Below are 17,396 nucleotides of genomic sequence, written 5' to 3' on the forward strand. Positions count from 1 at the left end.
GCCGAGATGGCCGGTCTGCTGACCCCGGCCGCCGCCGCGGACGCGCTGGCCGGCGTCCTGCTGGCCGGGCTGGACCCGGAGACCTGCCCGCCGCGCAGCGCCCTGCCGGTGCCCGGAGGCGGCGAGCTGCTGCTGATGCCGGCCGCCACCGGGTCCTACGCCGGCGTGAAGATCGCCGGGGTGGCCCCGGGGAACCCGGCGCTCGGTCTGCCCCGGATCACCGGGTCCTACCTCCTCCTGGACGGCCCCACCCTGCGCCCCCTCGCCCTGCTCGACGGGGCGGCGCTGACCACCCTGCGCACCCCGGCGGTCTCGGCGCTCGCGCTGCGCCACCTGGCCCCGGCCGGGCGGCCGCCGAGGCTGCTGATCTTCGGATCGGGACCGCAGGCGTACGGGCACCTCGAAGCGGTGCACGCGATGCGGCAGCCGGCGGAGGTGGTGGTCGTGGCCCGTGCGGGGTCACCGGCCGGCGCCGACGGTGCGGAGAAACTGGCGGCGCACGCGCGGGGGCTGGGCGTCCCCGCCCGGCAGGGGGTGGCGGCGGAAGTGGCCGACGCCGACCTGGTGATCTGCTGCACCACCTCCCGCGAGCCCCTCTTCGACGGGCGGCTGATCGGGCCGGGCGCCACCGTGGTCGCGGTCGGCTCGCACGAGCCGGACGCCCGTGAGGTGGACACGGCGCTGGTCCGGCGGGCGGCCGTCTACGTGGAGTCGCGTGCGGCGGCTCTGCGGGAGGCGGGGGACCTGCTGGTGCCGGAGGCGGAGGGGGCGATCGGCGCCGGTCACATCAGCGGCACCCTGGCCGACCTGGTCGCGGGACGGCTGCCGGGCCCGGGGGCGGCGAGTTGTCCACAGCTCTTCAAGAGTGTGGGCATGGCCTGGGAAGATCTGGCTGTGGCGGTGGCCCTGTTCGAGGCCGCCGGGGGCGGCATCCGCTGAGGAGCAAGCGCAACGTGACATTGTACGCTGTTCCTCCGCACGCCGGTGGTGTGAGCGGTCTCGGAGGAAATGCAATGGGTGACCTGAAGCAGCACAGTCTCATCAAGGCTCAGGAACGGCTCCGCGACCAGGTCGGCCACGCCCTGCGGGCAGCCCTGATAGCGGGTGAGCTGCGCCCCGGGAGCGTCTACTCCGCCCCCGGCCTCGCGGCCGAACTCGGCGTCTCGGCCACCCCGGTGCGCGAGGCCATGCTCGACCTGGCCCGCGAGGGTCTGGTGGAACCGGTCCGCAACAAGGGCTTCCGGATCACGGAGGTCAGCGAGCGCGATCTGGACCAGTACACCGAGCTGCGCACGATGATCGAGGTCCCGACCATCGGCAAGATCACGAAGATCGCCACGCCCGAGGCCCTGGAGGCCCTGCGCCCCATCGCGCAGGAGATCGTCACCAGCGCGCGCGAGCACAACCTCATCGGCTACCTGGAGGCCGACCGCCGATTCCACCTCACCCTCCTCGGCCTCTCGGGCAACGACCGCCTGGTGGAAACCGTCGGCGACCTGCGCAAGCGTTCCCGGCTGTACGGCCTGACGGGCCTGGACGAGGCCGGCAAGCTGGTCTCCTCCGCCGAGGAGCACATCGAGCTCCTGGACCTGATGCTCACCGGCGACGCGGAGGCGGCCGAAGCCTGCATGACCCGCCACCTGGGCCACGTCCGCTCCCTCTGGGCGCAAGGCCGCGACGAGCCGGTGGGCCGCCCCAAGGGGCGCCTGGGCTCGGGCCTCTAGGCCCCCACCCCCAGCCCCCACCCCCAGCCCCCCCCGCTCCTCCTACGACGCCGGGCCGCGCAGTGGCGCGCCCGGCGTTCGGCATGCCCAACACCCCTCCGCACCCGCTGATTTGGACACGGCTGGATAACGGTGGGTCCAACCTGGGTCCAACCCCTTGTCAGTACAATTTCACATTACTATGTTACCGGTCACATCATAGAGCGCGGCCCTTCACTGGAGTGACCCATGACCAAGCGCACCCAACTCGCCCTCGCCACCGCCCTGGTGGCCGCACTCGCACTCGGCGCCTCGGGCTGCTCCGACCCCAAGAAGGGCTCCGCCGCAGGTGCAGGGGCCTCCAACCCCGCCTCCGCCAACGACGGGAAGATCCTCGGCGGTGCGCCCGTCAAGGGCGGCACCCTCACCGTCCTGTCCAACCAGGACTTCGCCCACCTCGACCCCGCCCGCAACTGGGTCATGCCGACCATGGACTTCGGCACCCGCCTCCTCTACCGCACCCTGGTCACCTTCAAGGCCGAACCGGGCAAGGCCGGCAGCGAGCTGGTCCCCGACCTCGCCACCGACCTCGGCACCTCCTCCAACGGCGGCCGCACCTGGACCTTCACCCTGAAGGAGGGCGTGAAGTACGAGGACGGCTCGCCCATCAAGGCGCAGGACATCAAGTACAACGTCGAGCGCTCGATGGCCCCCGACCTCACCGGCGGCCCCGACTACGCGGCCCAGTACCTCGCCGGTACCGAGGGCTACAAGGGCCCGCTCCAGGGCAAGCACCTCGACTCCGTGAAGACCCCCGACGACCGCACGATCGTCTTCGAACTGAAGCGTCCCGTCGCCGAGTTCTCCGCGACCGCGACCCTCCCCACCTTCGCTCCGGTCCCCGAGTCGCAGGAGAAGGGCACGCAGTACGACGCCCGCCCGTTCTCCTCCGGCCCGTACAAGATCGAGTCGTACGACCGCGACAAGAAGCTGGTCCTGGTCCGCAACGAGCACTGGGACGCCAAGACCGACTCCGTCCGCAAGGCCTACCCGGACAAGTTCGTGGTCGTCATGGGTCTCAAGGGCGGCCAGATCGACGACCGGATCATCGCCGGGGAGGGCGCCGACGCCTCCTCCGTCCAGTGGTCCGACATGCGGCCCGAGAGCGCCCCCAAGGTGCTGCCCAAGCCGGAGATCAAGTCGCGGCTGCTGGCCGAGTCCCAGGGCTGTACCGAGATGCTCCACCTCAACAACTCGCGCGCGCCCTTCAACGACCCCAAGGTCCGCGAGGCCGTGCAGTACGCCGTGGACAAGGAGGCCGTGATCACCGCGGGCGGCGGCCCGGCCCTCAACGAGATCGCCACCGCCTACCTGCCCCCGGCCATGTCCGGCGGCAAGCAGGCCGACACCCTCAAGATCGCCCCGTCCGGGGACCCCGCCAAGGCCAAGGAACTCCTCAAGGCGGCCGGCAAGGAGACCCTGAAGGTCTCGCTCGCCGTCTCCACCGGAGACAAGGGCAAGGCGGAGGCCCTCCAGCAGGGCCTCGCCCGGGCCGGCGTCGAGGTCGTCATCGACACGGTCGACCCGGGCGCCTATTACGACGTCATCGGCGACCTCTCCACGACCCCCGACATGTCGCTCGCCGGCTGGTGCCCCGACTACCCGTCCGGCTCCACCTGGATCCCCTTCGTCTTCGACGGACGCACCATCAAGGACAAGGGCAACCAGGGCAACAACGCCCAGTTCCGCGACGACGCCACCATGAAGCGGATCGACGAGATCAACGCCATGGCCGACGCCAAGCAGGCCAACCAGGCCTGGATCGACCTCGACGCCGAGATCATGAAGAAGTCCCCGGCCATCCCCCTCCTGCTGGAGCGCAAGCCGCTGCTCGTCGGCACCAACATCGCCGGCGCCTTCGGCCACCCCGTCTGGGTCGGCCAGATCGACTACGCCACCGTCGGCCTCAAGGACCCCGCGAAGAGCCAGGGCTGAGGACGCGGGGGCCCCTGACACCATGACCACCACCGCACCGGGCGCCGCCGGACCGGGCGCCGCCCTTCCGGCAGCCCCGGACGGCGCACCGGCCGGGGCCCTCCCCCCGGGCAGCAGCCCCTGGCAGCTCGCCCGGCGGGAACTCCGCCGCCGCCCCGCCGTCCGCGTCAGCCTCTGCGTCGTCCTGCTCTTCGTCCTGATGGCCGCCACCGCCCCCTGGCTGGGCACCCTCGGCGGCTGGGGCCCGGACGAGTTCGACAAGTCCGCCATCGACCCCTACCTCGGCGGTCAGCCGCTGGGCTCCTTCGGCGGGATCAGCCCCGAGCACTGGCTCGGCGTGGAACCCGTCAGCGGCCGCGACCTGTTCGCCCGCGTCGTCAACGGAGCCCAGGTCTCGCTCCTCATCGCCTTCGCGGCCACCGCCATCGTGGTCGTCGCGGGCACCGCCGCCGGCATCGCGGCCGGCTACTTCGGCGGCCGCACCGACACCGTCCTGTCCCGCCTGATGGACCTGACGATGTCCTTCCCGTCCCTCATCTTCATGATCGCGATGCTGTCGGTGGCCAAGGACGTCAACCGCATCGTCCTCATGACCGTCGTCATCGGCGTCTTCGGCTGGCCCGGCGTCGCCCGCGTCGTCCGCGGCCAGGCACTCTCGCTCAAACACCGCGAGTACGTGGACGCCGCCCGCGTCGGCGGGTCGAGCTCCTGGCGGATCCTGACCCGCGACATCCTCCCGGGGGTCTCCGGCCCGGTGATCGCCTACACCACCCTGCTCATCCCCGGCATGATCAGCACCGAGGCCGCGCTCAGCTACCTCGGCGTCGGCGTCCGCCCGCCCACCCCTTCCTGGGGCCAGATGATCGCCGAGTCCGTGGCCTTCTACGAGACCGACCCCATGTACTTCGTCATCCCCAGCCTCTTCCTCTTCCTCGCGGTCCTCGCCTTCACCCTGCTCGGCGACGCCCTGCGCGACATCCTCGACCCGAGGGGCGGCCGGACGTGATCCTCTACCTCGCGCGCCGGCTGCTCGCCCTCGCCGGCGTCCTCCTGGCCATCGCCGCCGTCACCTTCCTCATCTTCTACGTGCTCCCCTCCGACCCGGCCGCGGCCGCCTGCGGCAAGACCTGCAGCGCCGAGCGGCTGGCCGACGTACGCGCGTACCTCGGCCTGGACCGGCCGCTGTGGCGGCAGTTCGGCGAGTTCCTCACCGGGATCTTCACCGGACGCACCCTCGGCACCGGCCAGTACGCCGTCCAGTGCGACTTCCCCTGCCTGGGCTACTCCTACGAGAACTCCCTGCCCGTATGGGACCTGCTGATGGACCGGCTCCCGGTCTCCGCTTCCCTCGCCGTCGGCGCGGCCGCCCTCTGGCTCGTCCTCGGACTCGGCGCGGGAGTCACCGCCGCCCTGCGCAAGGACACGGTCACGGACAAGGTCCTCATGGTCGGCGCGGTCGCCGCCGCCTCCCTGCCGGTGTACTTCACCTCCGTGATGCTCATCTACGGAGTCATCCGGATCGCCGGGCTCCTGCCCTACCCCGCCTACCAGGCCTTCACCGACAACCCGCTCGCCTGGGCGAGCAACCTGCTCCTGCCCTGGACCGCGCTCGCCCTGCTCTACGCCGCCATGTACGCCCGCCAGAGCCGCGGTTCGATGATCGAGGCGATGGCCGAGCCGTACATCCGTACCGCCCGCGCCAAGGGAATGCCCGAGCGGACCGTCGTGGTCAAACACGGACTGCGCTCCGGGATGACCCCGATCCTCACCATCTTCGGCATGGACCTCGGCGGCCTGCTCGCCGGAGCCGTCATCACCGAGTCCATCTTCGGACTCCCGGGCATCGGGCGGCTGTTCTACGGGGCCCTGGTCAGCTCGGACCAGCCCGTCGTGCTCGGGGTCACCCTGCTGGCCGCCTTCTTCATCGTCGTCGCGAACCTCGCCGTCGACCTCCTGTACGCCGTCATCGACCCGAGGGTGAGGTACTGATGGCCCCTCCTCCCGAAGCACCCGAAGCACCCAAGGCCCCCTTGCTCCAAGTGCGCGACCTGCAGGTCACGTTCACCACGCCGCGCGGCACCGTGCGCGCCGTCGACTCCCTCGATTTCACCGTCGAGGCAGGCCGCACGCTCGGCATCGTCGGCGAGTCCGGCTCGGGCAAGTCCGTCACCTCCCTCGCCGTCATGGGCCTGCACCGGGGCGCCGAGATCGGCGGCTCCATCGCCCTCGACGGGCAGGAGCTGACCACCAGGTCCGAGAAGGAGCTCTCCAAGCTGCGCGGCCGCAAGATGGCCATGATCTTCCAGGACCCGCTGTCCAGCCTGCACCCCTACTACACGGTCGGCGAGCAGATCGCCGAGCACTTCCGGGTCCACTTCCGGGCCGGCCGGGCGGCCGCGAAACGGCGCGCCGTCGACATGCTCGGCGAGGTGGGCATTCCCGAACCCGCCCGCCGGGCGGGGGAGTACCCGCACCAGTTCTCCGGCGGCATGCGCCAGCGAGCGATGATCGCCATGGCGCTGGCGTGCGAACCCGACCTGCTGATCGCCGACGAGCCCACCACCGCCCTCGACGTCACCGTGCAGGCGCAGATCCTGGAGCTGATCGCCGGGCTCCAGCAGGAACGCGGACTCGGCGTCGTCATGATCACCCACGATCTGGGTGTGGTCGCCCGGGTCGCCCACGAGGTACTCGTCATGTACGGCGGCCGGGCCGCCGAACAGGCACCGGTGGACGACCTGTTCGCCGACCCGGCGCACCCCTATACCCGGGGGCTCCTCGATTCCCTCCCCCGGCTGGACGACGCCGACGACGAGCCGCTGCGGGCCATCCCCGGCTCCCCGCCCTCCCTGCTCGCCCCGGCCCCGGGATGCGCCTTCGCCCCGCGCTGCCCCGTGGCGGCCGCGGCCGACGACGCGGACCGCGAGCGCTGCGCCACGGTGCGGCCCGCACTGCGTCCCTACGGCGACGCCGGCCGCGAGTCCGCCTGCCACTTCGCGGGCGCCGTCCGGGAGGTGACCCGATGAGCACGACGAACCAGCCGGACACCCGCACCGACCGCGTCCCGGCGGCCCGCGGAGAGACCCCGCCGCCGCTGCTGCGGGTGCGCGACCTGACGATGTCCTTCCCCGGCAAACGGACCGCGACCGGGCGCCGGGGGGCGCCCGTGCGCGCCGTCGACGGGGTCTCCTTCGACCTGGAGGCAGGCCGGACCCTGGGCCTCGTGGGCGAATCGGGCTGCGGCAAGTCCACCACCGGGCGGATGCTGGTCCGGCTGCTGGAACCGACCTCCGGAAGCGTCGAGTTCGACGGCAAGGACATCAGCCGGCTCTCCCAGGGCGCCTTGCGCCCCCTGCGGCGGAACCTCCAGATGGTCTTCCAGGATCCGCACTCCTCCCTCAACCCCCGCCAGACGGTGGCCCGGATCATCTCCGACCCGCTGCTGGTGCAGGGTTCGAGCGCGGCGGACGCCCGACGCCGGGCCGCCGAGCTGATGGAGCTCGTCGGACTGATCCCGGAGCACATCGACCGCTATCCGCACGAGTTCTCCGGCGGTCAGGCGCAGCGCATCGGCATCGCCCGGTCGCTCGCCACCAGCCCCCGGCTGATCATCGCCGACGAACCGGTGTCGGCGCTCGACGTCTCCGTCCAGGCGCAGATCGTCAACCTGATGGAGCGGCTGCGCGCCGAACTGGGCCTGGCCTACGTGTTCATCGCGCACGACCTCTCGGTCGTCAAACGGGTCAGCGACCGGGTCGCGGTCATGTACCTCGGCCGGATCGTGGAGATGGGCGACAAGAAGTCGCTCTACGAGAACCCCCAGCACCCTTACACCAGGGCGCTGTTGTCCGCCGTTCCGCTGCCCGACCCGGCGGCCGAGCGGCGGCGCGAGCGGATCGTGCTGCTCGGCGATCCGCCGAGTCCGGCCGCCCCGCCCCCCGGCTGCACCTTCCACCCCAGGTGCCCCGTGGCGCAGGAGATCTGCCGCACCGAACGGCCGCTGCTGCGGACGGTCGCCTCCCGTGAGGTGGCCTGCCACATGGCGTAGCCGCGGCCCGGGGGACCGGCGGGGAACCCGGGTACGGGGAGGGCCCCGGAGCGATGATCTCGCTCCGGGGCCCTTCCGTCGTTCCGGTGGCGGTGGGGGGGGGGGGGGGGGGGGGGGGGGGGGCCCCCCCCCCCCCCCCCACGCCTCAGGCCAGGCCCAGCTCCTTGCGGAAGAACTCCAGCTCCAGCGCCATGACCTTCTCCCGTACTCCGCCCGGGGTCATGTGCGTGACGCCCGGCAGCGCGAGGAGCTGGTGGGGGCGGCCCGCGTCGGTCAGGGCCTGCGAGAGCCGCAGGGTGTGCGAGGGGTGGACGTTGTCGTCGGCCAGCCCGGTGACCAGCAGCAGCGGCCGGCGCAGGCCCGCCGCGTCGGCGAGCAGGCTGTCCCGCTCGTACACTTCCGGGTGCGCCTGGGGCAGCCCCAGGTAGCGCTCGGTGTACGCCGTGTCGTACTGCCGGAAGTCGGTCGGGGCGGCCCCGGCCGCCGCCGCGTGGAAGACGTCCGGGCGGCGCAGCACCGCGAGCGCGGACAGGTACCCGCCGTACGACCAGCCGCGGATGCCCACCCGGGTCAGGTCGAGGTCGGCGTGGCGCGCGCCGAGCGCCTGCAGGGCGGCGACCTGGTCCTCCAGGGTGACCTCGGAGAAGCCCCGGAACATGGCGTGGGTGAACCGCGGCGAGACGTGCGCGGTGCCGCGGTTGTCGACGGTGACCACGGCGAAGCCTTGGTCGGCCCACCACTGCCGGTGCTGCCAGCGGCGCGGCTCGGCGCTGACGTCCTGCATGCCGGGGCCGCCGTAACTGTCCATCAGGACGGGCAGCCGCGTGCCGGGGACGTGCCCGCGCGGCAGCACCAGGGCGGTGGGCACCCCGTGCTCGGTGACCCGTTCCAGCACCGGGACCACCCGGTACGGCAGCGGCTGCGACTGGTCGCCGGGGCAGGACTCCCTCCCGTCGGCGGTCCGCAGGACCCGCCGGATCCCGTCGGCGTCGGCGGAGCTCAGCAGCAGCGCCCCGGCGGAGGCCGCCAGGACGGCGTGCACCCCGGGCCCGTCCGCGAGCGGGGACACCTCGCCCGTGTCCGGGTCCAGCAGGAGCACCTGCTGCTCGGCGGGGTCGCGCCGCCCGGCCTCGATCAGCAGCCGGTTCCCGTGGGTGCCCGCCACCCTGCGGACCTGGAGCCCGTCGCCGGTGAGCAGTACACCGTCCAGAGCGAGCGCGCGGGCCGCCCCGCCGGGGGTGTCGGCCGAGGTGAGCATCCGGCCGTCGGCCAGGCGCGCCGGGGTGCCGGGGAGCATGGGGTCCACCCACTGGGGGTGCGTGGTGCGCGACAGCTCCCGGGTGCGCCCGGTGTCCGGGTCCGCGGAGAGCAGCAGGACGTTCTGCTGGAGCCGGTCCTGCACGGTGAGCAGGATCTCGGCGGCGGAGTCCCACTCCGCGTCGGAGACGTACGGGTAGGTCTCGGTGTCCCAGTCGAGCCGGACCGCGGCGTCCGTGCCCGGTCCGAGCACCCAGAACCGCACGTCGGCGTTGGGGCCGCCCGCCTCGGGGTAGGCGAAGTCCTCGGCCGGCAGCTCCGGGTGCGCCGGGTCGGCGAACCAGCGCCGCTGGAGGGCGGATTCGTCGACGCGGGCGGCCAGCAGGCGCTCCCCGTCGGGGGACCACCAGTGCCCCCGGTGCCGGTCGAGCTCCTCGGCGGCGGCGAATTCCGAGACGCCCCAGCGGGCTCCGTCGTCGGGGCTGATCCGGCCGCCGGGGACGGTGTGGAGGGCGTCGCCGGTGACGTAGGCGATGCGGGAGGCATCGGGGCTCGGGCGCGGGTCGAAGACGGGACCGGCGGTGGGGAGTTCCTTGGGCTGCGCGGGCGTTCCGGCGCCGGCCGCGCGGGTGACTTCGTAGAGGCGCCCGTAGAGGGCGAACACCGCGGTGAGCCCGTCGGCGGAGAGCGCGTACGAGCCGATCCCGGCGGCGACGAGCCGCGAGCGCTCGCGCAGCCGGCGCTCGACGACGGGGAGGGGTGCGGGCTCCGGGGACAGTTCGCGGGGGTCGGCGAGCCGGGTTTCGGTGCCGGTGGCGGTGTCCAGGACCCAGAGGCTGTCGAAGGGATCGGTGGGGCCGGTGGAGCGGAGGAACCAGAGGAGCCTGCCTTCGTCACCGAAGGCGAAGGCGCGCGGGGCGCCGTAGGTGAACCGGGCGGTGCTCGCGGAGAGCCTGAGGAAGTCATCCATGCGATCCATGAAATCAGTGTGTCATGTGAAATACCACATGGCATATGTCGCATAGGCTAGGCCGTTCGAGTGGTGGCACCCCCAGTACAGGTTTAGCGTCGAAAAAGTGGACCCGAACGCTACGCCGAGCAGTACCAGCACCGGGACCGACGGCAAGGTCCAGGGCAAGGAAGGCCGTCACGGACTAGCTCTGCTCGTGCTCGCCTCCTGCCAGCTCATGGTCGTTCTCGACATCACCATCGTGAACATCGCGCTGCCGCACATCCAGACCGCACTCGACTTCTCCACCGAGAGCCTGTCCTGGGTCGTCAACGCCTACACCCTCACCTTCGGCGGCCTGCTGCTCCTCGGCGGCCGCACCGGCGACATCCTCGGCCGGCGGCGCGTCTTCATCTTCGGCGTCCTGCTCTTCGGCCTGGCCTCCCTGCTGGGCGGGTTCGCCCAGAACGCCGGCCAGTTGATGGCCGCACGCGCCCTCCAGGGCGTCGGCGGCGCCATCGCCTCGCCGACCGCCCTCGCGCTGATCACCACCACCTTCCGCGAAGGACCCGAACGCAACCGGGCCTTCGGGGTCTTCGCCGGCGTCTCGGCCGGCGGCGGCGCGATCGGGCTGCTGGCCGGCGGGGTGCTCGTGGAGTGGCTGAACTGGCGCTGGGTGCTCTTCGTCAACGTACCGATCGCCCTGCTGATCGCCCTGGTCACCCCGAAGGTGATCCGCGAATCCGCCCGCCGGCCCGGACACTTCGACCTCGCGGGCGCCCTGCTCTCCACCCTCGGCATGGTCGCCCTGGTCTACGGATTCATCCGCGCGTCCCAGGACGGCTGGCTGGACGGGCTGACCCTCGGCTCCTTCGCGGCGGCCGTGGTCCTGCTGACCCTCTTCGTGGTCAACGAACGGCGCTCGCCCCAGCCCATCACCCCGCTGCACATGTTCGCCGACCGCAACCGGGCCGGTACGTACGCGATCATGCTCTTCTTCGCCTGCGCGATCTTCGGCATGTTCTTCTTCCTGACCCTGTTCGTGCAGAACGTGCTGGGGTTCAGCCCGCTGCGGGCCGGGCTCGCCTTCCTGCCGGTCAGCGCGATGATCGCGGTGACGGCGGGGATCACCTCCCAGGGGCTGCCCAAGTTCGGCCCCAAACCGTTCATGGTGGCCGGCTCCCTGTTCTCGGCCGCCGGACTGGCCTGGCTCACACAGACCGACATCCACTCGACCTACCTGGGCAGCATCCTGGGCCCGATGCTGCTGTTCGCCGCAGGCATGGGCATGCAGTTCGTCTCCCTGACCCTGATGGCGCTCTCGAACGTCCCCGACCGGGAATCGGGCGCGGCCTCCGGACTGCTGAACGCGATGCAGCAGGTGGGCGGCTCGCTGGGCCTGTCCATCCTCGTCACCGTCTTCGGCACGGCCAGCCGCAACGAGGCCAGGGACCAGGCGGGCTCTTTCCTGCGCACCGCCACCCCTGAGCAGAAACTCTTCTTCGCCAAGACCAAGCAGTACCCCAAGCCCTGGAGCGACCAGGTCCTCACCTCGGGCGTCAGCGCCGCCTTCGTGGCCGCGGCCGCCTTCACCCTGGTCACGGCGCTCATCGCGCTCTTCGTCATCCAGGTGCGGCCCTCGGACCTCGCCCGCCTCCAGGGCAACCACACACCGGCGGCGGGCGCCGAAGCCCGGTAGACGACGGAGTCAGGCCCTCAGGCGGCGGATCCGGCAGCGCGCCGGACCGGTGGTGAGCAGGGTGATCCCGGCGACGACGGAGATCTCGGTGTCGACCGCCTCGAACTCGTAGGCCCGCAGCAGCATCGCCAGTGCGATCACCGACTCCAGCATGGAGAAGTGCTGTCCGATGCAGGCGCGCGGACCGCCTCCGAAGGGCAGCCAGGCGTACCGCGGCCGGGCCGCCTCCGCCTCCGGGGTGAACCGGTCCGGGTCGAAGCGCTCCGGGTCCGGCCAGTAGGCGGGGTGGCGGTGGGTCACCCAGGGCGCCACGATCACGTCGGCGCCGGCCGGGATGGTGTGCCCGTCGACCTCGGCCGCGGCGACCGAGCGGCGGCCGAGGACGGGGGCCGCGGGGTAGAGCCGCATGGCCTCCTTGAGCACCTGGGAGAGGTACGGGAGCCGGTCGAGGTCGGCGGCCCCGGGCGTACGGTCGCCCAGGACCGCGGCGATCTCGGCGCGGGCGCGGTCCTGGAGATCGGGATGGCGGGCCAGCAGGTGCAGGGAGAAGGCGAGCGAGGTGGCGGTCGTCTCGTGCCCGGCCAGCAGGAAGATCAGGACCTGGTCGCGCAGCTCGGTGGCATCGAACTCCCCGTCGTCCGCGCTGCTCGCGGTGGCGAGCAGCGACAGCAGATCCTGGCCGTCCCCCTCACCCGCCCCCGTGATCCGGCGGCGCTCGGCGATGATCCCGTCGCACACCGCGTACAGCTCGTCCATCGAGGCAGCCGCCCGCTTGTTGCCCGGAGTGGGCCAGGTGCGGGGGAGGTTGACGGGCGAGTAGCCGCGGCGCATCGCATAGGCGGTGATGACCGGAAAGCACCGGTCCACGACATCGGCGGTGGCGTCCACGTCGGCGCCGAAGAGGATCCGGGAGACGGCGCGCAGCGCCAGCGCCGTCATCTCCTGCGCGACGTCGACGACCCCGTCCGGGGTCGCGTCCCAGGCGTCGAGGGCGGAAGCGGTCTCGGTCGCCACCGCCTCCGCGTACCCGTCCACCCGGCGCTTGGTGAACAGCGGCTGGACCAGCCGCCGCTGACGCAGGTAGTCCTCGTCCTGACTGGTGAGCAGACCGTTGCCGAGGGCGACGCGGACCTCCTGGTACAGGGCGTTGTCCTTGCGGAAGTTGGCCGCCTGCGAGGCCAGGACCTGCTGGGCCCCCTCCGCCGAGAACACGCAGTGCAGCTCGGTGCGCAGCCCCGGCGGGCCGGCCGTGATCCGCACCACGTCACCGTGCAGGTGGCGCGCCCGCTGGTACGTACCGAGGGCGTCCGACTTCAGGTCGGCGAGCGACCCGAGCAGCGGGGCGCCCTCCAGCCGGGGTATCTCCGTACCGCGACGGCCACCGCCACTGGTGCCCGTCCGTGCCGCTTGCGCTGATGCCATGGCTCCGCCCGCCCTCAGAACTGTCCCGACCGGGCGATTCTGGGGGCGGACCCCCATCGGGGGCTAGGCCTGCGGGGGCATGGCCGGAATTCGCCGCAGCGCGGGGCGCCCCAACCCCCCTCCCTACCCTCTTACTTGTCGCATGCAATGCCGTCGCCGTCCCGGTCGAGGTGCTTGCCGTAACCGGGCTCGCCGCGCCGGATCGGGGCGGCGCCGGCGGCCTTGGCCTCGGTGCAGTTCTCGTAGTGGACGTCCCGGGGACCGGGGGCCGGGGTCGGGCTGGATTTCGGCTGTTTCGGCTTCGGATGGCCCGGGTCCGCGGAGGGGACCGGGGTCTCGGCGGGGCTCGGCCCCTTGGGCGGATGCAGGGAGGCGCCGGCCGCGGACGGGCACTGGATCCCGGGTGCTACGAGCAAGATCTCGACGGTGGCGCCGCCCGCCACGGGAGTGCCCGCGGCCGGGGTCTGGAAGCAGACCGCCCACGGGCCGTGATCGGTGGCGAGCGGGACGTCGCCGTAGGCGCTGCGCGCCTCGACCGGCTTGGTGAACAGCGGCGTGACGAGGGTCTCGGCCTCGGTGGAGGTCTTCCCGATGAGCCCCGGCATCGGCACCGAGGGCCCGGACCCGGTCGGGGTGGGCGCGGATCCCGGTGTGCCGGAGTCCTTGCCCTCCGGGGTGGCGGGCTCCCCGCACCCGGCGAGGAGGAGGACGGCGGCCCCCACGGCGGCTGCCAGGGCAACGCCTCGATGCAGGCCTCGACGCACGCCTCGATGTACGGACATGAAATGACCCCCAAGATCACGCGGCATGGAACCGCCGTGGTGCGCGAGCCTACCCAGAGCCCCCTGGCGCGCTCCGGCCCAGCAGGATCGTTCCATCATCAACTCTCGCCCGAAGCAAGGCAGTCGAGGCGAAATTCGACACGCTCACCAACGGGTGAGGATGCCCCCGGGCGCGGCCCGACGGCACCAGGGTGGGCCCATGATCACCCTTCGTGCCCTGCGCCGTCGCGCCGCCGTCCTCGCGACCGTCCTCGCCGCCGCCCTGCTGCCCCCGGCCTCCGCCTCCGCCTCCGCCCCGGCCGCCGCCCCCGGATCGGTCCACGCGGCGGCTCCCGCGAACTCCTGTCCCCGGGTCCGGGACCACCTCTTCGCCGCCGCCGACGAACGCGTGGAGGTGGAGCGCATCACTCCCTCCCCGTCCTGGCGGATCAACTGCAAGCAGCTCTACCGCTCGGACGGCCGCCCGCCGTCGGTGGTCTTCGAGGAGGGCTTCCTGCCCAGGGACACCCTGAACGGCCAGTACGACATCGAGAGTTACGTCCTGGTCAACCAGCCCTCCCCGTACGTCTCCACGACCTACAACCACGACCTGTACAAGTCCTGGAAGAGTGGCTGGAACTACTACATCGACGCCCCCGGCGGCGTGGACGTCAACCAGACCATCGGCGACACCCACAAGTACGCCTCCCAGGTCGAGGTGGCCTTCCCGGGCGGCATCGCCCGCTCGTTCATCGTGGCCGTCTGTCCGGTGGACACGGTGAAGAAGGTGGAGATCATGGAACGCTGCGAGGACAACCCGTACTACGAGCCCTGGCGCACCAACTACCCCGGCTGAAGCCGTCGTTCCACCCGGATGTCGGGCTAGTTCCGGTATCCCCAGCGTGCGTGGCCGTCCCTGCCCATGAAGCACTTCGCAGGGCGGCCGTCCGACGTCGTCGCGCTGGCACCGACAGGAGAGCAGGACTGGCCGAACTGGATGCCGCTCCTGCCTCCGCCGCCGCTGGTGCCTCCGCCGCTGGTGCCCCCGCTGTTCGTGCCGCCGCTCGTGCCGCCCCCTCCCGAGGACGTGCCGCCGCCGCTGCTACTGGCCCCGGAGGACGACCCCTTGCCGTCGCCCTTGGGGGGCGCGGGGGCCGGAGCCGGGGGCGGGGTGGGGGTCGGGCGGGCCTCCGGGTGGAGTCGAGTCCCTTCTCGCTCCGGGCATGTCGCATCCGGCGCGGCCAGGGCAGCCCGCTGTCCGCCGTTGGTGATTCCTTCTCCCGGGGCCGGTCCCTGGATGCACACCAGCCAGGTGCCCGTATCGGCGGGGAGGACGACGTCCGTATAGACGCTCCTGCGCTGCAGGGAGCCTCCGCCGAGGACTTCGATCTGCTTCGCCGCGTCCGCGTACGTGGATCCCACGATCCGGGGCATGGGACGGAGAGCAGGTGCGGGCTGTGCGGTGACGGTGACCGTGGCGGTCACCGTGGGCGCCGGCAGAGGCTTCGCCGGCGTCCTTTCGGAGCACGCCGCGACGACCAGGAGCAGCAGGAGGAAGACCGTCGCCATCCCGCCGCATCCCAGGAGGGTCCTCTGCGGGGAACCGAACCGGCCCGGCGGCGGAGGCTGGTCCGGCAGGGGCGCGCCGTCGGCGGGCAGGCTGGGCATGGGGCTCCTCTGACACTTCGTCGAATTCCGGGGGAGCGTAGCGCCCGGCCGACGAGGCCGTGGGGACATCCCAGAACACGACGAAGGCGCCCGCCCGAGGGCAGGGGCCTCGTGCGACTTCCTGGACGTCGCGGTACTGATCGGCGACCCTCACCCGCGAACGCCGCCCGACACCCCGAACACGACCGGCCCGCGCGCCGCTGAAGCGCATGCGCGCTCACCGGCACACCCACTGCTGCGGCTGCTGCTGCCAACGCCCGTGCTCGGTTCCCGCGATGATGCCGCCGTACCTGTCGCGCTCCGGGGGCCCGGGAACGAACACGGGGGGAGGAGCCACCCAGCCACAGTCCTGAGGTTTCACCTGCGGCGACGGCGTCACGGGCGAGGGATCGCTCTCATCTCCGTGGATCACGTCGCCCGTGTCCTCCACCGGTTGCGGCATCTTCGTGTCCGCGTACTCATCCGACCTGTTCCCGTGCATCAGCACACGGTCCGTGCAGCCCTGCCGAAACGCCTTCCGGAGATCCTCCGACTCCCGAGGGTCCACCAGCGCAGCGCACGACGATTCGGAGCCTTCCTTCGCCTTTCCGTCCCGCAGGGCCGTCCAGCCGCTCATGTACGCCTCACGGGGCGACCGCGGCTCCGGTACCGAGGATCCCCGGTTCCCCATGACGACCCCCAACAGGAGAAGACCCCCGACGGCCGCCCCCGCCACAAGGGCGACGGTCTTCATGCTGCGCCCACCCCGCCGCGGCGGAATCGGCTGCCGGAAGGGCTGGTACTGCGGCTGCGGTGGTATCCGGTTCACGGCTTCTCCTCGTACTCGTACGTTTTGCTCTCTTCGCCGGGCCGGCCGGCGCTGACGGGGCCGGGGAGGATGTGCCCGGCTGCATGCACGCTGTCCCGGCGGCGAACCCCTGGCTTCGCGTGCTCGACGTACCGTCGGACGAACGCGGCGGTGGGCCGGAAGCGCGGCTGGTCTCAGAACGACTCGGTGCGCTTCACGCCCGATATCTTCACCGGCAGATCCTTGATCTTCTCCATCACGGCCTCCTCGGCGTAGACGTCCTGGTTCTCCTTCGTCGTCTGGGTCGGCCGCACGTTCTCGATGTATGCCGTCTCGTTGTGCACCCGCGTACCCTCCGCGTCGACCCACTCCAGCTCGACCGAGTAGTTCGACTTCTTCGAGCTGTGGTTCGTGACCGTGAGCGGGACCTTCACCTCGGTCATCGAGTACTTCGTCGTGATCTCCGGCTTGCCGAGTTCGACGTCCTGGGCGGCGTCGGGCGCAGCCTTCTCAGGATCGCCGGCCGCCGTGTTCGCGCACAGGTCCCGCTCGAAGGACTCCAGCAGCTTCACCCGCTGCTCCGGCGTCAACTTCGGATCGTGGTCGTTCTCGTCGACGAACTTCGCCCGCTGCTGCGCGTCACCCGTGCACTGGATCGCGTAATAGCGGGGCGAGGCCGCGATCTCCTGAGCCGTCGCCTTCCGGAGCGTGTCGCGGTTGCCGACCTCCCACATCACATCCATGAACCGCTTCTCTGCCGGAGTAAGGGCGCTGGAGTCGTACCGCGGCTTCGGAGGCTCGTTCTTGTCGTCCCCGGAGTCCTGGCAGCCCGTCGAGGCGAGCGCCAGAACGGCGGCCAGGGCGACGGCGGACAGCGGTGTGCGGGTACGACTCACAGAGGCTCCTCGGGTGGCAAAGCACGTCACTTCGCGCGGATCTTATACAAACTGTTGACGTCTCCCGGTGCCGTGCACGGCAGGTGAGACACGGCGCGAGCGATCCCGAAACGACCGCGGCCCCGAACCGTGCGTACGGGCCGCCCGCGCAGATTCCGCCCGCGACATCTGACGATCCGTTGAACAAGGCCGGCGACCTCCTCGTCGTCCT

The 17,396-nt window shown here is 71.8% G+C and carries 15 protein-coding genes; 9 read left to right on the forward strand and 6 right to left on the reverse strand.

The features are described from left to right. The first annotated feature begins 6 nt into the window (after window positions 1-6). The 7 genes from ACFYM0_RS17810 to ACFYM0_RS17840 all read left to right on the forward strand — a co-directional run bounded on the left by ACFYM0_RS17810 (window position 7) and on the right by ACFYM0_RS17840 (window position 7,746). Entirely contained in the window at window positions 7-939 is a 933-nt protein-coding gene (locus ACFYM0_RS17810; RefSeq protein ID WP_388502383.1) for an ornithine cyclodeaminase family protein, read from the forward strand. A gap of 74 nt (window positions 940-1,013) precedes the next feature. Then, window positions 1,014-1,724, forward strand: a complete 711-nt coding sequence (locus tag ACFYM0_RS17815; protein ID WP_388502149.1) for a GntR family transcriptional regulator — start codon at window positions 1,014-1,016, stop codon at window positions 1,722-1,724. A 228-nt stretch (window positions 1,725-1,952) separates the two neighbouring features. Then, window positions 1,953-3,698 (forward strand): ABC transporter substrate-binding protein, encoded by a 1,746-nt coding sequence (locus tag ACFYM0_RS17820; protein ID WP_388502151.1) that lies wholly within the window; start codon window positions 1,953-1,955, stop codon window positions 3,696-3,698. A gap of 22 nt (window positions 3,699-3,720) precedes the next feature. After that, window positions 3,721-4,704 (forward strand): ABC transporter permease, encoded by a 984-nt coding sequence (locus ACFYM0_RS17825; RefSeq protein WP_388502153.1) that lies wholly within the window; start codon window positions 3,721-3,723, stop codon window positions 4,702-4,704. After that, the gene (locus ACFYM0_RS17830; RefSeq protein WP_327255609.1) at window positions 4,701-5,687 is read left to right on the forward strand and encodes an ABC transporter permease; all 987 of its coding nucleotides are present in this window, start codon (window positions 4,701-4,703) and stop codon (window positions 5,685-5,687) included. The genes ACFYM0_RS17825 and ACFYM0_RS17830 overlap by 4 nt, the downstream gene beginning before the upstream one ends. Continuing rightward, entirely contained in the window at window positions 5,687-6,724 is a 1,038-nt protein-coding gene (locus tag ACFYM0_RS17835) for an ABC transporter ATP-binding protein (protein ID WP_388502156.1), read from the forward strand. Before ACFYM0_RS17830 ends, ACFYM0_RS17835 begins: the two co-directional genes overlap by 1 nt. A gap of 92 nt (window positions 6,725-6,816) precedes the next feature. Continuing rightward, window positions 6,817-7,746 carry an ABC transporter ATP-binding protein gene (locus tag ACFYM0_RS17840; RefSeq protein ID WP_243331896.1) on the forward strand — a complete coding sequence of 310 codons (930 nt, stop codon included), beginning with the start codon at window positions 6,817-6,819 and terminating at the stop codon, window positions 7,744-7,746. Window positions 7,747-7,891: 145 nt separating this feature from the next. On the opposite strand, the gene ACFYM0_RS17845 is transcribed toward ACFYM0_RS17840, so the two are convergent. Further along, on the reverse strand, window positions 7,892-9,982 hold the full coding sequence (locus tag ACFYM0_RS17845) for a prolyl oligopeptidase family serine peptidase (protein WP_388502159.1): 2,091 nt from the start codon (window positions 9,980-9,982) through the stop codon (window positions 7,892-7,894). Between the two features lie 97 nt (window positions 9,983-10,079). Between ACFYM0_RS17845 and ACFYM0_RS17850 the strand changes: the two genes are divergently transcribed. Then, a complete protein-coding gene (locus ACFYM0_RS17850; protein WP_388502161.1) occupies window positions 10,080-11,651 on the forward strand; it encodes an MFS transporter in 1,572 nt (523 codons plus the stop codon). Between the two features lie 9 nt (window positions 11,652-11,660). Here ACFYM0_RS17850 and ACFYM0_RS17855 read toward each other — a convergent pair whose 3' ends face one another. Together ACFYM0_RS17855 and ACFYM0_RS17860 are read right to left on the reverse strand one after the other, a co-directional pair. Next, complete coding sequence (locus ACFYM0_RS17855) at window positions 11,661-13,073, reverse strand: cytochrome P450 (RefSeq protein ID WP_388502164.1); 1,413 nt, start codon at window positions 13,071-13,073, stop codon at window positions 11,661-11,663. Window positions 13,074-13,204: 131 nt separating this feature from the next. After that, window positions 13,205-13,837 carry an excalibur calcium-binding domain-containing protein gene (locus ACFYM0_RS17860; protein ID WP_388502167.1) on the reverse strand — a complete coding sequence of 211 codons (633 nt, stop codon included), beginning with the start codon at window positions 13,835-13,837 and terminating at the stop codon, window positions 13,205-13,207. A gap of 217 nt (window positions 13,838-14,054) precedes the next feature. Here ACFYM0_RS17860 and ACFYM0_RS17865 point away from each other — a divergent pair, with 217 nt between their 5' ends. Then, window positions 14,055-14,690 (forward strand): ADP-ribosyltransferase, encoded by a 636-nt coding sequence (locus ACFYM0_RS17865; RefSeq protein WP_388502170.1) that lies wholly within the window; start codon window positions 14,055-14,057, stop codon window positions 14,688-14,690. A 26-nt stretch (window positions 14,691-14,716) separates the two neighbouring features. Here ACFYM0_RS17865 and ACFYM0_RS17870 read toward each other — a convergent pair whose 3' ends face one another. The 3 genes from ACFYM0_RS17870 to ACFYM0_RS17880 all read right to left on the reverse strand — a co-directional run bounded on the left by ACFYM0_RS17870 (window position 14,717) and on the right by ACFYM0_RS17880 (window position 17,185). Beyond that, entirely contained in the window at window positions 14,717-15,502 is a 786-nt protein-coding gene (locus ACFYM0_RS17870; protein ID WP_388502172.1) for a hypothetical protein, read from the reverse strand. A gap of 217 nt (window positions 15,503-15,719) precedes the next feature. Next, the gene (locus tag ACFYM0_RS17875; protein ID WP_388502175.1) at window positions 15,720-16,235 is read right to left on the reverse strand and encodes a hypothetical protein; all 516 of its coding nucleotides are present in this window, start codon (window positions 16,233-16,235) and stop codon (window positions 15,720-15,722) included. Window positions 16,236-16,483: 248 nt separating this feature from the next. Then, entirely contained in the window at window positions 16,484-17,185 is a 702-nt protein-coding gene (locus ACFYM0_RS17880) for a hypothetical protein (protein ID WP_388502178.1), read from the reverse strand. Window positions 17,186-17,396 lie beyond the last annotated feature (211 nt).

It is taken from the genome of Streptomyces sp. NPDC006487 (assembly GCF_042870555.1).
In the GTDB taxonomy this organism is placed as follows: Bacteria; Actinomycetota; Actinomycetes; order Streptomycetales; family Streptomycetaceae; genus Streptomyces.